At 47.6% G+C, this 15,724-nt stretch carries 12 protein-coding genes and 1 tRNA gene; 11 read left to right on the top strand and 2 right to left on the bottom strand.

The annotated features are described in order from the left end of the window. Positions 1 to 396: 396 nt before the first annotated feature. The 8 genes from thrS to H579_RS0106475 all read left to right on the top strand — a co-directional run bounded on the left by thrS (position 397) and on the right by H579_RS0106475 (position 7,688). Positions 397 to 2,295, top strand: coding sequence for a threonine--tRNA ligase (gene thrS / locus H579_RS0106510; protein ID WP_028300014.1), 1,899 nt, complete (start codon positions 397 to 399; stop codon positions 2,293 to 2,295). 20 nt (positions 2,296 to 2,315) lie between these two features. Beyond that, positions 2,316 to 2,855, top strand: coding sequence for a translation initiation factor IF-3 (gene infC / locus H579_RS0106505; RefSeq protein WP_084623987.1), 540 nt, complete (start codon positions 2,316 to 2,318; stop codon positions 2,853 to 2,855). A gap of 119 nt (positions 2,856 to 2,974) precedes the next feature. After that, entirely contained in the window at positions 2,975 to 3,169 is a 195-nt protein-coding gene (gene rpmI / locus H579_RS0106500) for a 50S ribosomal protein L35 (protein ID WP_028300012.1), read from the top strand. A gap of 30 nt (positions 3,170 to 3,199) precedes the next feature. Beyond that, a complete protein-coding gene (rplT, locus tag H579_RS0106495; protein WP_028300011.1) occupies positions 3,200 to 3,556 on the top strand; it encodes a 50S ribosomal protein L20 in 357 nt (118 codons plus the stop codon). Positions 3,557 to 3,679: 123 nt separating this feature from the next. Further along, on the top strand, positions 3,680 to 4,663 hold the full coding sequence (pheS, locus tag H579_RS0106490) for a phenylalanine--tRNA ligase subunit alpha (RefSeq protein WP_028300010.1): 984 nt from the start codon (positions 3,680 to 3,682) through the stop codon (positions 4,661 to 4,663). A gap of 124 nt (positions 4,664 to 4,787) precedes the next feature. After that, entirely contained in the window at positions 4,788 to 7,166 is a 2,379-nt protein-coding gene (pheT, locus tag H579_RS0106485; RefSeq protein WP_028300009.1) for a phenylalanine--tRNA ligase subunit beta, read from the top strand. 4 nt (positions 7,167 to 7,170) lie between these two features. Continuing rightward, positions 7,171 to 7,488: an integration host factor subunit alpha gene (gene ihfA / locus H579_RS0106480; RefSeq protein WP_028300008.1), complete on the top strand. Its 318-nt coding sequence runs from the start codon at positions 7,171 to 7,173 to the stop codon at positions 7,486 to 7,488. A 123-nt stretch (positions 7,489 to 7,611) separates the two neighbouring features. After that, positions 7,612 to 7,688, top strand: a tRNA-Pro gene (locus tag H579_RS0106475). A 119-nt stretch (positions 7,689 to 7,807) separates the two neighbouring features. Here H579_RS0106475 and H579_RS0106470 read toward each other — a convergent pair. Continuing rightward, complete coding sequence (locus H579_RS0106470) at positions 7,808 to 8,581, bottom strand: ferredoxin--NADP reductase (RefSeq protein WP_028300007.1); 774 nt, start codon at positions 8,579 to 8,581, stop codon at positions 7,808 to 7,810. A 172-nt stretch (positions 8,582 to 8,753) separates the two neighbouring features. Here H579_RS0106470 and H579_RS0106465 point away from each other — a divergent pair, with 172 nt between their 5' ends. The 3 genes from H579_RS0106465 to H579_RS27685 all read left to right on the top strand — a co-directional run bounded on the left by H579_RS0106465 (position 8,754) and on the right by H579_RS27685 (position 13,838). Then, a complete protein-coding gene (locus H579_RS0106465; protein ID WP_028300006.1) occupies positions 8,754 to 9,638 on the top strand; it encodes a LysR family transcriptional regulator in 885 nt (294 codons plus the stop codon). Between the two features lie 120 nt (positions 9,639 to 9,758). Further along, positions 9,759 to 10,586 (top strand): peptidoglycan DD-metalloendopeptidase family protein, encoded by an 828-nt coding sequence (locus tag H579_RS29840; RefSeq protein WP_051227374.1) that lies wholly within the window; start codon positions 9,759 to 9,761, stop codon positions 10,584 to 10,586. 135 nt (positions 10,587 to 10,721) lie between these two features. Then, complete coding sequence (locus tag H579_RS27685; RefSeq protein WP_169449694.1) at positions 10,722 to 13,838, top strand: response regulator; 3,117 nt, start codon at positions 10,722 to 10,724, stop codon at positions 13,836 to 13,838. A gap of 177 nt (positions 13,839 to 14,015) precedes the next feature. Here the strand turns inward: H579_RS27685 and H579_RS0106450 are convergent, their stop codons facing one another. Next, the gene (locus H579_RS0106450; protein ID WP_028300004.1) at positions 14,016 to 15,227 is read right to left on the bottom strand and encodes an ammonium transporter; all 1,212 of its coding nucleotides are present in this window, start codon (positions 15,225 to 15,227) and stop codon (positions 14,016 to 14,018) included. Positions 15,228 to 15,724: the final 497 nt, after the last annotated feature.

Genomic DNA, 15,724 nt, shown 5'->3' with positions numbered 1-15,724 from the left:
TGCTCAGAAGACAGAGCAATCCCGATCTCGTTAAGTGTTGTGAGTAGGTCTAACGATGAATCGGGGCTCTTAACATGCATATCGTGTCGCCATTTTATTGATGTTCCAAGGTCCTTTAGTTGACGTCATGTCCTGGTTTTTTCCATAACTGAGATTTTTACGCCTTACTTCTTGTTTGCTCGTCAAGCTGTCACTGTATAGCGTCTAGTCTTTATTGTCAGTTTAGCTATTCTAGCGAAACCATATGAATTAAAAAACGATTCAGATGGGATGATAGCTTCCAAGAGGTCTAAATGGTATGATCTCGCGCCTTGGTATTTTGTAGATTTTTTTGAAATGTAATTAAACTCTGGCAGGCCTTTCGTAGGGGTCCGCCATAGAGAGATAGGATAAGTTATGCCGGTAATTACTCTTCCTGACGGTAGTCAGCGTTCATTTAATCAAGCGGTTACAGTGCATGATGTAGCTGCTGATATCGGTGCGGGTCTGGCAAAGGCTGCACTGGCAGGTAAAGTCGATGGTGTTCTGGTAGATACCTCTTACCAGATCGATAAGGATGTGGAGCTTGCGATCATCACGGCTCGTGATGAAGAGGGTTTGGATACGATTCGTCACTCGTGTGCGCACCTGATGGCTATGGCTGTACAAGACCTGTTCCCAAGTGCTCAGGTAACCATCGGTCCTGTTGTGGATAATGGTTTCTACTATGACTTTGCGTTTGAGCGTCCGTTTACTCCGGAAGATCTGGAGAAAATTGAAGCGCGCATGAAAGAGCTGGCGAAGAATGACTACAAGGTAGAGCGTTCCGTACTGTCTCGTGATGAAGCTGTAGCGCTGTTTGAAGAGAAAGGCGAGAAGTACAAGGTTGAGATCATTCAGGATATTCCGGGTGAAGAGCCGCTGTCTTTCTACCAGCAGGGCGACTTTATCGACCTGTGCCGGGGGCCTCATGTTCCATCAACTGGTCATATAAAAGCCTTTAAACTGATGAAGGTTGCCGGTGCCTACTGGCGTGGTGATTCCAAGAATGAGATGCTGCAACGCATCTATGGTACGGCCTGGGCGGACAAAAAAGAGTTAAAAGCTTATCTGCATCGCCTAGAAGAAGCTGAAAAGCGTGATCACCGTAAGCTGGGTAAGCAGCTGAACCTGTTTCATATGCAGGAAGAAGCGCCAGGAATGGTATTCTGGCATCCGGAAGGTTGGTCTTTGTACCAAACTATTGAAAACTACATGCGTCGTAAGCTGGATCTTCATGACTATAAAGAGGTTAAAACTCCTCAAGTCGTTGAGCGTACGCTGTGGGAGAAATCCGGTCACTGGGATAAGTTCCATGAGCAGATGTTCACGACTCACTCTGAGCATCGTGATTATGCTGTTAAGCCAATGAACTGTCCGTGCCACATTCAAGTGTTTAACCAAGGGTTGAAGTCTTACCGTGAGCTGCCTTTGCGTATGGCTGAGTTTGGCTCCTGTCACCGTAATGAGTACTCCGGTTCTCTGCACGGCCTGATGCGTGTACGTGGTTTTACTCAGGATGATGGCCATATCTTCTGTACAGAGGATCAGATTCAATCCGAGGTATCTGAGTTTATCGATCTGCTGCATGAAGTGTATGCGGACTTTGGCTTTACCAGTATCGAATACAAGCTGTCTACCCGTCCGGAGCAGCGTGTAGGTTCTGATGAGGTTTGGGATAAAGCAGAAGCCGCGCTGTCTGATGCATTGAATGCTAAAGGCCTGGAATTTGAACTGTTGCCGGGAGAGGGGGCCTTCTACGGTCCTAAGATTGAGTTCTCTTTGCGTGATTGTCTGGATCGTGTATGGCAGTGTGGTACTATTCAGGTTGACTTCTCAATGCCCGGTCGACTGGGGGCGGAATATGTCGATCACGAAGGTGAGCGCAAGACTCCTGTAATGTTGCACCGTGCAGCACTGGGTTCTTTCGAGCGCTTTATCGGTATTCTGATTGAGCACTATGCTGGTGCGCTGCCAACTTGGTTGGCACCAAAGCAGCTGGTAATCATGAATATTACCGACAAGCAGGCAGAATATTGCCAGAAAATTGAAAAAACTCTGAGAAATAAGGGTTTCCGTGCATCTTCGGACTTGAGAAACGAGAAGATCGGCTTTAAAATTCGTGAACACACGATTCATAAAGTGCCTTACCTTGCAGTTATCGGTGATAAGGAAGTTGAGGCAGGAACGGTTGCCGTGCGTTCCCGATCCGGTGAAGATCTGGGCAGCATGAGTATTGAGCAGGTTGAAGCGCTGTTAAGCTTTAACCGCGACTAAAAAATAGTGGAGATTTAGCTATTAAGCGGAATAACCCTAGAGGTCGCAACGTAGAAGTTGCGCCGATTAATGAGAACATTCGTGCTAAGGAACTGCGTTTAATCGATGCAGATGGTGAACAGGTAGGTGTTGTACCCCTGTCACAGGCATTGGCCGCAGCACAAGAAGCCGGTCTGGACCTGGTTCAAATCGCTAAGTCTGATCCGATTGTCTGTAAGATTATGGACTATGGTCGGTATCAGTATGAGCTGAAAAAACAAAAGGCAGCTCAGAAAAAGAACCAAACCCAGACTAAAGTCAAGGAAGTTAAGTTCCGTCCTGGCACGGAAGATGGGGATTATCAGGTAAAACTGCGCAACCTGATACGTTTCCTGGAAGATGGTGATAAAGCCAAGATTACGCTGCGTTTCCGCGGTCGTGAGGTGGCGCACCAAGAACTGGGTATGAAATTGATGCAGCGCATCGAGGCAGACCTGGGGGAAATGGCTATCGTTGAGGCCCGTCCGAAAATGGAAGGTCGTCAGATGGTCACGGTGTTGTCACCGAAGAAGAAAAAATAATCCTGATTCTTCAAGGTTGAACCACTGTCTTGACTGAGTAATATCTTGGTTAAAGAGGGTGGTTCACTTTGTTTTATAGTTTCAGATGAAGAAAAATTGAATGCGGAGTATTGTTTACAATGCCTAAAATCAAATCAAACAGCGGCGCTGCAAAGCGTTTTCGCAAGACTGGTAACGGAATCAAGCACAAGCAGTCTTTCCGTAGCCACATCCTGACCAAAAAATCGACTAAGCGTAAGCGTCAGCTGCGTCCTATGAGGCAGCTGACTGCTGCGGATCAGGCGTTAGTACAACGCATGCTGCCTAATCTGTAATTTTTTGAATCTTTAAGTCAGGAGTAAGTTATGCCTCGCGTAAAACGTGGTGTGGTGGCGCGTCGTCGTCATAAGAAAGTTCTTAAGCAAGCTAAAGGTTACTACGGCGCTCGTAGCCGTGTATTCCGTGTAGCTAAACAAGCGGTTATCAAAGCGGGTCAGTACGCTTACCGTGACCGTCGTCAGCGTAAGCGTCAATTCCGCGCTCTGTGGATTGCACGTATCAACGCTGCAGCTCGTATCAATGGTCTGTCTTACAGCCGCTTCATCGCGGGCCTGAAGAAAGCCAACATCGAGATCGACCGTAAAGTTCTGGCTGATCTGGCTGTATACGAGAAAGCGGTATTTGCTGCCATCGTTGAGAAAGCGAAAGCAGCGCTAGCTTAAGATCTCGTTCCCGAATGTCTTAAATGGCATTTAGGGTAATGATGATGACCGTGCAGCAGCATGAGTCTTAAATAGGGGAAGGCGCTAACGTCTTCCCCTATTTTTATTTGGAGCCCACTGACGATGGAAAATCTTGCAAGTTTAGTAGAGCAGGCGCAAGCTGCTATTGCTGAAGCCAGTGACGCTCAGGCACTGGATCAGATTCGAGTACAATACCTTGGTAAAAAAGGTGAAGTGACCCAGTTACTGAAAGGCTTGGGTAAACTGTCTCCCGAAGAACGCCCTGTAGCGGGAGACAAGATCAACAAGGCAAAAGATGCCTTGTTGCAAGAATTGAATACGCGTCGCGCAGCACTGGAAGAAGCCCAGTTGCGAGCGAAATTAGCGGCAGAAAAGATCGATGTGACTCTGCCTGGTCGCGGTCAGACCGTAGGTGGCTTGCACCCGGTGACTAAAACCATTCAGCGTATCGAAGATTTTTTTGCTTCAATCGGCTTCAGTGTTGCTGAAGGTCCTGAGATTGAAGACGATTATCACAACTTTGAAGCATTGAATATCCCGGCCCATCATCCGGCGCGTGCCATGCACGATACGTTCTACTTCAATGCAAATACTGTACTGCGTACCCACACCTCGCCTGTGCAGGTGCGTACGATGGAAACTCAGCAGCCTCCAATCCGTATCGTTTGTCCGGGTCGCGTATACCGTTGTGATTCCGATCAGACTCACTCCCCTATGTTCCACCAGGTGGAAGGTCTGTTGGTAGATAAAAACATCAGTTTTGCTGACCTGAAAGGTATTCTGGAGCAGTTCCTGCGTGCCTTCTTTGAAGATGACGTAAAAGTACGCTTCCGTCCGTCCTATTTCCCATTTACTGAGCCGTCCATCGAAGTGGATATTGATCGTGGTGACGGTAAGTGGCTGGAGGTACTGGGTTGCGGCATGGTGCACCCGAAGGTGTTTGAATATTCGGGTATCAATCCGGAAGAGTACACCGGCTTTGCATTTGGTATGGGTGTTGAGCGTCTGGCGATGCTGCGCTACGGCGTAAATGATCTGCGTCTGTTCTTTGATAACGACCTGCGTTTCCTAAACCAGTTACGTTAATCAGATATTGTTTTGTTGCATGAGATTGAATTGTTGAGCAGCAGTGCTTCCGATGAAAAATGTGCAGCAGAAATAATAAGACCTGAGCCGTACCAACGTATTTTGCAAGATTCAGGAAAGAAAAATGAAATTCAGTGAACAGTGGCTCCGTGAATGGGTGAATCCATCCATCACAACTGAAGAGCTGGAAAGCCTGCTTTCTCTGTCCGGTCTGGAAGTGGACGGTGTAGAAAAAGCAGCAGATGATTTCTCTGGTGTGGTGGTTGGTGAAATTCTGACCGCTGAACAACACCCAAATGCCGATAAGCTGCAGGTTTGTTCTGTCAGTGACGGTAATGAAACCTTCCAGGTAGTCTGTGGTGCCAGTAACGCACGTGCGGGTCTGAAAACCGCTTTTGCGAAAGTGGGTGCCGTACTGCCGGGTGATTTTAAGATCAAAAAAGCCAAGCTGCGTCAGGTAGAGTCTTTTGGCATGCTGTGTGCTGAAGATGAGCTGGGTATTTCCGATGACCATGGCGGTATCATGGAGTTGGCAGAAGATGCGCCTGTGGGTGCTGATCTGCGCGAATACCTGAACCTGAATGATACCATTCTGGAAGTTGATCTGACGCCTAACCGCAGTGATTGCTTGGGGATTGCAGGTCTGGCTCGTGAAGTGGGTGTGCTGACTCAAACGGCAGTCACCGTACCGGAAGTTGCGACTGCACCGGTGGGCATCGATGAGACTTTTGGTATCGAGCTGATCAACGACGACGCTTGTCCTCGCTACTTAGGCCGTGTGATCAAGGGGATTAACCCGACCGCGACAACGCCTCTGTGGATGGTTGAGAAGCTGCGCCGTAGCGGCGTACGTGCTATTGATCCGGTCGTCGACGTAACCAACTACGTTCTGCTGGAGCTGGGTCAGCCAATGCACGCTTTCGATCTGGCGAAGCTGTCTGGCGGTATCCGTGTACGTCTGGCTGAGCAAGGCGAAAAGCTGGAGCTGTTGGATGGTTCCGAAGTTGAGCTGAACAAAGACACTCTGGTAATTGCTGATCATGAAAAGGCCGTGGCTATGGCTGGTATCATGGGTGGTGAGCAGACTAAGGTGGCGGAAGAGTCCAGTGATATCTTCCTGGAGTGCGCTTTCTTTGAGCCGATCGCTATTGCTGGTCGTGCCCGTTCCTACGGCCTGCATACCGATTCGTCTCACCGCTATGAGCGTGGCGTAGACTTTACGCTGCAAGCGAAAGCGATGGAGCGTGCGACCAATCTGCTGCTGGAAATCGTCGGTGGTGAAGCCGGTCCGGTTGTAGAAGCGGTTGCTGAAGGCAAGTTGCCGACCCGTGATGACGTGATTCTGCGTCCAGAGCGTCTGAACCAGATCCTGGCTATGGAGATGCCAGCGGAGAAGGTGGAAGACATTTTGACCCGTCTGGGCCTGGAACTGAGTACCGAAGCAAACGGCGCATGGCGTGCTAAGGTGCCGAGTCACCGCTTTGATATCAGTATCGAAGAAGATCTGATTGAAGAAGTGGCCCGCGTCTACGGCTACGACAATCTGCCGGTTAAGAGCCCAACCATGGCGCTGGGTATCGAAGCTAATCCGGAAGCGATCAAACCGATCCGTTTGATTCGTCAGTCCCTGGCGGCCCGTGGTTATCAGGAAGCGATCACTTTTAGCTTTATTGAGCCTGGTCTGTCCAAGCTGTTTGATCCGGTTAATGCGCCGATTGCTTTGGCTAACCCGATCTCTGCAGATCTGTCCGTGATGCGTACCACGCTGATCGCAGGTCTGACAAAAGCACTGCAGTATAACGTGAACCGTCAACAGAGCCGTGTACGTCTGTTTGAAACCGGTCAGTGTTTTATTCAGCAGGGCGAAGAGATGGCTCAGGACCCTATGCTGGCGGTTATTGCCACTGGTAGTCGTGATCCTGAGGGGTGGACCGGTCAATCCGATGCGATGGATTTCTTCGATCTGAAAGGTGATCTGGAAACTCTGCTGGCGGACAGCGGTATTCTGGATCAGTGTCGTTTTGAGCCTGCTGAGCATCCTGCTCTGCACCCAGGTCAGACCGCACAGATTATCCGTAACGATAACGTGATCGGTTATATCGGCGCTCTGCACCCTCTGGTACAGAAAGAGCTGGGCCTGAAAGGCAGCGTCTACACCTTCGAACTGAAGCTGTCTGAGCTGCAGGACGGTGTTGTAGCACGTTTTGAGTCTCTGTCCAAATACCCTGAGGTTCGGCGTGATCTGGCCTTTGTGGTTGACGAGGCGACGCCTGTGGCGCATCTGATGGCAGCGATCAAAGAAAAAGCCGGTGAAAACCTGAAAGAGCTGCGTTTATTCGACGTTTATCAAGGCAAAGGCGTTGAAGAACAAAGAAAAAGTGTTGCTTTGGGCTTGACGTGGCAGGACGCTTCGCGCACTCTAAATGATGAGGAAATCAACGATTTAGTTGATCAGATTGTATCCTCTGCACAAGAGCAGTTCGGAGCAAGCCTGAGGAGCTGATAAAATGTCCGCGTTAACTAAAGCAGAAATGGCAGAAAAGCTGTACCTGGAATTGGGTCTGACCAAGCGTGAAGCGAAAGACATGGTAGAACTGTTTTTCGAAGAGATTCGTGAGTGTCTGAAAGATAACGAGCAGGTAAAACTGTCTGGTTTTGGTAATTTCGACCTGCGTGACAAGCGTGAACGTCCAGGGCGTAATCCAAAAACAGGCGAAGAGATTCCGATCTCAGCCCGCCGTGTGGTGACTTTCAGGCCGGGCCAGAAGCTCAAGTCCCGAGTTGAAAATTACGACGGTGTTGAAGATTCGATCTATCGTCCGTAGTTTGCTTTAGCAGCAGAATAACGGGGCAAATGAGGTCTCGACTTTATTTGCCTCTAACCTGTTGATACTGAAGTAGAAAGTAGTTGAACCTATTTTCTGCTTAGGTATAATACGCGTACGTTTCGGGATGTGGCGCAGCTTGGTAGCGCACCTGCATGGGGTGCAGGGGGGCGAAGGTTCAAATCCTTTCATCCCGACCATCGAATCGTTAATAAAAACGGGAGCTTACTTTACGGTAAAGCTCCCGTTTTTATTTATGGGTTTACTCAGTGGTAGCCTTGTTAGGTTCTTTATACTTGTCGTTTTCAGCTGCTACGTATCAGCTTTCTACAAAAGCCCGTTCAATGACATAGTGACCAGCACCGCTGTTCTTACCTTCGCTGAAGCCTTGCTCATTCAGAATTTCACAGGTCTCTTTCAGCATGCTTGGGCCTCCGCAGATCATAAAGCGATCATTTTCTACATCAAAGGCAGGCATGCCGAGATCTCCAAACAGTTTGCCACTGCGCATTAGGTCAGTCAGTCGCCCGGTATTTTTAAACGCTTCCCGGGTGACTGTTGGGTAGTAGATCAATTTTTCACGGATCAGATCGCCAAAATATTCATTCTTAGGAAGATCATCCATAATCAGCTCTTGATAAGCCAGCTCTGAAACATAACGACAGCCATGGGTCAGAATTACCTTGTCGTATTGTTCGTAAATCTCAGGATCACGAATAATGCTGAGAAAAGGTGCCAGGCCGGTGCCAGTGCTGATCAAGTACAAATTTTTACCGGGTAGCAAGTGATCATTCACTAGTGTTCCTGTCGGTTTACTGCTCAGCATAATTTCATCTCCCGGCTGAATATTTTGCAGGCGGGATGTCAGTGGGCCATCGGGTACTTTAATGCTGAAGAACTCCAGGTGATCCTCGTAATTTGCACTGGCAATGCTGTACGCGCGCATCAGCGGGCGTCCTTCAACTTCCAGGCCGATCATAATGAAGTGACCATTTTTAAAACGTAGGGAAGATGCCCTGCTGGTTGTAAAACTGAACAGGTTGTCGGTCCAGTGGTGTACGCTCAATACCTCTTCTTTTAGCAGTGCAGACATATGGCCTCCTAGGGCAAAGGCTCTGGTGTATAAGTTTGAACCAGAGTGATTAAATAAGATTAGGGCAATTGTAGAGTGAATATTCAGTATCGGGGAAATGGGTAATTTTGATTTTTGTTATCTAAAAAATCGTTATACTAGAGTGAAGTATAGTTAACCTGTTGATTAAGCAATGAAATACAGTTTAAGACAGCTTGAGGTTTTTCTGGCTGCAGCGCACTTTGAAAACATTACTAGGGCGGCAAACAGTCTGTCGATGTCTCAATCTGCGGCCAGTAGTGCGTTGAAGGAGCTGGAGCAGCAGTTTGATATTCAGCTTTTTGATCGGGTCGGTAAGCGCTTACAGTTGAATGAGCTGGGGCGTTTGGTAAGGCCTCAGGCTGAGGCTCTGTTGTCTCAGGCAAATGAACTTGAGACGGTGCTTCGGCAACATCAGCAGCCAGGCAATCTGAAAGTAGGGGCAACCCTGACAATAGGGAATTATCTGGCGGTAAAGATTATGGCGTCCTATATGGCTCAGCATCCTGAGGCTAAGGTGATGCTGGATGTGGAAAATACCGCTGCTATTGCTAAAAAAGTGCTCAACTTTGAGTTGGACCTGGGTTTAGTTGAAGGTGAGTTACAACAGCCGGAGCTGGATGTGATCCCTTGGCGGCAAGATGAGCTGGTGGTGTTTTGCAGTCCGGGGCATCCGCTGGCACAGCGTAATGAGCGGCCGCTCAGTGATGAGGAGTTACTGGAGCAAACCTGGATCTTACGGGAAGCCGGCTCAGGTACGCGCCAGACCTTTGATCGTATTATGAGTGGGATTTTACCTCAGCTGAATGTTTTGTTGGAGCTACAGCATACAGAAGCGATTAAGCGGGCGGTTGAAGCAGGTTTAGGAGTGGGTTGTTTATCTCAAGTGGCTCTGGAGGATGCCTTTAAGCGCGGGAGCCTGGTACCGTTGAAAATACCTCAGCGTAATACGCAAAGGCACTTTTATTTTGTTCTGCATAAGCAGAAGTATCGCAGTGCCGGTGTGCAGCGTTGGATTGATCTGTGTCGTCAGGACTGATCCGAAATTTAATGTTTAATAGCGAAAAGCCGAGTTGCAACTTGACTCTTAATGCCAGTGCTGCACACTGGTGTTCTACAACGATTTGATAACACTCGAGAACATACCAGGAGAAGTCTGTTGATTCGAGCTGCTAAAACAAGCCTGTTAATGCTGTCGATATTTATTTCTGCCAGTGCTCTGGCTGAGTTCATACCTAAAGATAGCCGGGTTCCAGGTGGTGTTGCTGTGATATCGCTGCCACAAAAAGGGGATGCCCCGCCCCATGTTTTTTTCCAGGAAAATCGGGTCTATACAGCTAAAAAAAATGGTGAATGGTTCGCCTTGGTTGGGCTACCACTATCGCTAAAAGAGGGGCAGTATCAAGCCTATTGGCGTACCAAGGAAGGAGATAAGCCTTTTCCTATACAGGTGAAGCATAAGGCATATCAAGAGCAGCGTTTAACGGTAAAGAAAAAACACGTTAATCCTGACCCTAAGCAGCTTGAGCGTATTCGTAAAGAAACACCTGTTATTCGTGGAGCGATGGATACCTTTAAGCCTGTCGTTTACGAACAGTCAAGCCTGATACAACCGACAGAGGGGCGTATTAGTAGCTCGTTTGGCTTGCGCCGGGTATTTAATGGTCAGCCGCGTCGGCCTCACAGTGGTATGGATATCGCAGCGCCGACGGGAACCCCTGTACTGTCAGCATTAAACGGGAAGATCGCGGCAATCGGTGACTACTATTTTAATGGTAAGACTGTCATTATCGATCACGGTCAAGGTTTAACGATGCTGTATTGTCACTTGTCCCGTACTGAAAATCTGAAAGTGGGCGATCAAGTGACCGCAGGTCAACAGATTGGTGATGTGGGAGCGACCGGCCGGGTAACAGGTCCTCATCTGCACTGGACTGTAACACTGAATAAAGCCCGTGTAGACCCGGCGCTGTTTTTAGACCACTAGAGTTTTATATTACTGTGCCGCTCTGATTCTACTGAAACGTCAACTTTGTTTTAATTTTGCTGAGTAATTATGGCGTAGCAATCACTTCTCGTTATTAACAAACGTCATGATTATTCAGCCAGAATGGATGCCGGTATGAAGGCTCTGAGATATCGTATTATTACGCAACTAGGTGGTTATCTGGAGATGGTGAAATCTCCACTAACTGTAAAGGTGCTACTCGGTGTCCTTTTGGGGATACTTGTTATTGAAGCTATCATCCTAATCCCTTCTTATAACAAACGGCAGCATGATCTGTTGCTGGAGATCTCGGAACGAACTCACCTAATTGCTGAGACTCTGATGCGCTTGGAGGATCGTTCTATTGAGCAGCGTATTCAAGCAATCTCTCAGGTACCGGAAATTGATTCCGTTGAGGTGCTGACAGAGAAACCTCTGCAGACACTGGTAGAGCGTTATTCGAGATCATCTGGTCGTTTTCAGGTGCTCTATTCCCTTTCGGATGGCCGTTGGCTTCGCCTGGATGCAGACGCCTCTCAGGTTGATGATAAATTAAGTGCTTATGTGCTGAGAATTCTTGGTTTAATCATCATTATCTCAGCGTTTGTCACCTTGGTGACGATGATGATTTTAGGTAAATTACTCATTCAGCCTCTGCTGAGTTTGACTCACACCCTATCCGATGAATTTGATGGTGCAAACCTTAATCCTATTGATGCCAAAATATTGCAAAGGCAAGATGAACTCGGTGATCTGGCCCGTTCCTATAACCAGCTTAAGGACAAAGTTGCAAGTGCAGTGACAGAGATTGAGGTATTGGCACGATTTCCTTTTGAAAGCCCGAATCCGATCTTGCGCTGCACCTTCTCCAATCATGTGCTTTATAGTAACCCAACCGCTCAGGAGACCGAGCTGTTTTTTGCTGATTCCGGCCAGCAGCAGCTGACAGATGATCTGGTGAAAGCGGTACAACAGGTTATTAGAGACAATCATGCGATTACGACAGAGTTGACGGGTAATAGCGGTATCTATTCGGTAACACTGGTGCCTTTCCCTGAGCATGATTATGTCAATCTTTATGCTCGTAACATTACCAGTCAAGTCGAGGCAGAGAGGGCGCTGACCCAAATAAAAGATCAGCTGGAAGACCTAGTCAGCGAGCGCACTCAAGCATTGAATCATGCCAAAGAAGAAGCCGAATATGCCCGTGAAGAAGCAGAGCAAGCCAATAAGGCAAAGTCAGAATTCCTAGCGACTATGAGCCATGAGATCAGAACACCAATGAATGGTGTGATCGGTATGACCAGTCTGTTACAGGATACGAAGCTATCGGAAGAGCAGCATCATTTTGTCAGTATTATTAAAGATTCCGGCGAGTCCCTGCTGCGTTTGATCAACGATATTTTGGATTATACCAAGATTGAAGAGGGCAAGCTGGAGCTGGAAGAGGTGGCTTTTGACCTGATTGAGCTTTGTGAAAGCGTGGTCAATCTGATGTCGGGTAAAGCGCTGGAGAAACAACTGGAGTTTGGCTCTATTATCTCTCCGGATCTCAATGGTATTTACAGCTCCGATTCTGGCAGGATTCGGCAAGTCTTACTGAACCTGGTCAATAATGCTATTAAATTCACTCCGACAGGATCCATAGCTTTAAGAGTCTATGGTGTGGAGGAGGGTATTCGTTTTGAGGTTGAAGATACGGGGATCGGTATTGATGGGCAGCATATTGACCGCCTGTTTAAGCGCTTTTCTCAGGTAGATGCCTCAACAACCCGACAATATGGCGGCACAGGGCTGGGTTTGGCGATCTGTAAACTGATTGTTGAAACGCTGGATGGAAAGATTGGTGTCAGCAGTACTACGGGTAAGGGGAGTATCTTCTGGTTTACTCTGCCGTTGATGCGCATTGATATGCCCCACCTGCCGGATCTTAACAATATTGATGCTCTGGGTGGTAAGAAGATTCTACTGATTGAAGATAATCGTGTGAATCGTGAAATCTTCGAGATAAACCTGCAAAGCTGGGGTGTGCATTGTCATTCCGTAGCCACCGTGAATGCAGCGTTTAAGGTTTTGGAGCAGCAAAGCTTTGATCTGATTGTTCTGGACCTTAATTTACCTGGGCGGGATGGTTACTCCTTTGTGGAGAGTTATTCCCAAAGAACTGAAGCAGACAAAGTACCTATTTTATTGGCTTCGTCGGCGGATATGCTGGATGACTCTATCAAGCCTCATATCTGTTCCTATGTGACTAAGCCGATTCGCCAAAAAGTACTTAAAGAGCAGATAGCAAAATGTTTAACGCTCTCCTTGCCTGAGCTGGAGCAACCAAGCTCTGGTCAAACAGCTATTAGGCAAGAGTCGAGTGCCAACGTTGAAGATAACGCGAGTGCGATTAAGTTGGATATTCTGATAGCTGAAGATAACTTGGTGAACCAGATGGTTGCCAGAGGTTGTCTGGAAAAGTTGGGTCATGGTATCGAGTTTGCCAATAACGGTAACGAGGCGATTGAAGCCGTCACTAATAAAAACTATGACCTGGTGTTTATGGACGTGCAGATGCCAGAGTGTGATGGTTATCAAGCGACCCGTGCCATTCGCGATCTGGAGGGAGCAAAAGCAGAGATACCGATTGTGGCTATGACGGCTAATGCGATGCAGGGTGATCGGGAGAAAGCATTGTTAGCGGGGATGAATGAATATATAGCGAAACCCGTGAGTACAGAAAAAATCGCTGAGGTAATTGAACAACTGTTTGCTGAACGTTTTAACGCATTAGAGATTACTGAAACGGAGCAGAATAAAATTTCTGTTCAAGTGCATAATAGCGTGCCTCATCAGGTTGATCAGAAAGATCTGCGTACGGATCGATCCGTTGAGCCTGATGCGATAATCGACTTTGAGCCTTTAATCTGGTCCGAAAGCAGTGCTGAAAAATTGTACACACAAATGGGTGTCGATGGCTTGAGAAATATCGTCAATGCTTATCTGAAAAATGCTCAACAGCGTATTGATAAAATTAAGCAGGCGTGGGTTGATGACGATATTGAGAGGATGCAAAAAGAAGTCAATATGTTGAAGCGCGCGTCTAATACTCTGGGGGTGATACAGGTATTGAGCGATGCGGAGATGATAGAAGATAAGATCACGGCTGCGCGTAAAGTGACGGAGAAAGAGATTAATAAACTTGAGCAGGCGTTACAAGACTTTCAGCAATATGCTCAAGACAAGCTTGAAGGTTGGGAGTCCTGAGGACTCCCGTCGATTGCTAAGAGGAAGAGAGAAAAAAGCCCACCAGTCAGGGTGGGCTAAAAAGTAACCCATTGAGAGCGAAAGGGATACCGCCGGGTTAAGCGGTATCTTTATGCTCGTAGATCTCTATGATTAGCGATAAAAAGGCCGTTGGATCATAGAGATTCTTTGTATTGATTAATCGTCGCTGGTTGCACCAATCTTGTGGATACTCAGATCGGCACCGTTAAATTCCTCTTCCTCTTCAAGTCGGATGCCAGCGACTTTGTTTACTAAGCCATAAACGATAAAACCACCTGCCGTCGCGATCACGATACCGACAACAGTACCAGCTACCTGTGCAGCTAAAGTTACGCCACCCAGACCTCCCAGAGCCTCCAGGCCGAAGATACCGGCAGCAATACCACCCCAGGCACCACACAGACCGTGCAGAGGCCATACACCCAGTACATCATCCAGACGAGGCCACTTGTTTTGCGCCAGAGTAAACATGTATACAAACAGTGCACCGGCAATACCACCGGTAATCAGTGCGCCGATTGGGTGCATGATGTCAGAGCCTGCGCAAACCGCAACCAGCCCAGCCAGCGGACCATTATGGATAAAGCCAGGGTCGTTTTTGCCCATCAGCATAGAGGTGATAATACCGCCAACCATAGCCATCAGAGAGTTAACGGCTACTAGACCACTGATGCCATCAATGGTTTGTGCGGACATAACATTAAAACCGAACCAACCAACGGTCAGGATCCAGGAGCCCAGAGCCAGGAAGGGGATATTCGATGGTGCAAAAGCGACAACTTTGCCGCTGCGGTAGCGGCCCATACGGGCGCCGAGAATCAATACCGCAGCCAGTGCGATCCAGCCACCTACACCATGTACTACAACAGAGCCCGCAAAGTCATGGAAAGGTGCGCCAAAGGTACCCTCAATCCAATCCTGGAAGCCATAGTTGCCATTCCAGCTCATGCCTTCAAAAACAGGGTATACTAGGCCAACAATCAGCGCAGAAGCCACCAGCATCGGGTAGAAACGAGCACGCTCAGCGACACCGCCAGATACAATAGCAGGAATCGCTGCAGCAAAAGTCAGTAAGAAGAAAAACTTCACTAAGGCATAACCGTTAGCTTCTGCCAGCGTTGATGCGCTGCTGAAGAAGGTGATGTCATAAGCGATCCAGTAACCGATAAAGAAGTAGGCCAGAGTTGAGAAGCCAAAATCAGTCATGATTTTTACCAGAGCGTTAACCTGGTTTTTCTTACGTACCGTACCTACTTCCAGAAAGGCAAAGCCTGCATGCATGGCCAGCACCAAAATGGCACCAATAAGAATAAAGAGCGTATTAGCTCCCTGCATCAGTGTTTCGACTGCACTGTTAATATTTTCCACAAGATCCCCCAGTTATCTTTTTTGCACTAAATTGGTGCGAAATTGGATGCTATTGCACAAATAAGGCGCTATTAAAAGCAAGGCGTTGCTTCTTTAAAGCGCGTTATTTCAATAATCTATTCTTAACTTATTGAAATTTAATAGATTTTTTATGCTGTTTTTAAGTGCATGAGCGCACTTGTATGGCGCAACCATATTGTTATAAGCAGACTTTATGCCAGCTTTAGGGAAGGACTTGCCTTTTTAGATGTGTTGACAAAAAAGGAGATAGTTAAAAGTGGTTGGCTATTAGAAATAATCAATAAAGAGGATTCTTGTAAATGACCGGACATACACGTTCAGATATTTTCCAGCCAACCTTGCCGGAAAATAAAGGATCTAAGCTGGACGTTTTTTGTATAGAGTAACGAGATGTTGATTTTATATCTGCCAGGGTGGCAAGAAGTTGAGCCGAGGCAGTAATAAACAGCAGGGTCAAAACTGTGCATTGAGTTAAG

Source organism: Oceanospirillum beijerinckii DSM 7166 (assembly GCF_000422425.1).
In the GTDB taxonomy this organism is placed as follows: domain Bacteria; phylum Pseudomonadota; class Gammaproteobacteria; order Pseudomonadales; family Halomonadaceae; genus Oceanospirillum; species Oceanospirillum beijerinckii.
This window is presented reverse-complemented; position numbering and strand designations above follow the sequence as displayed.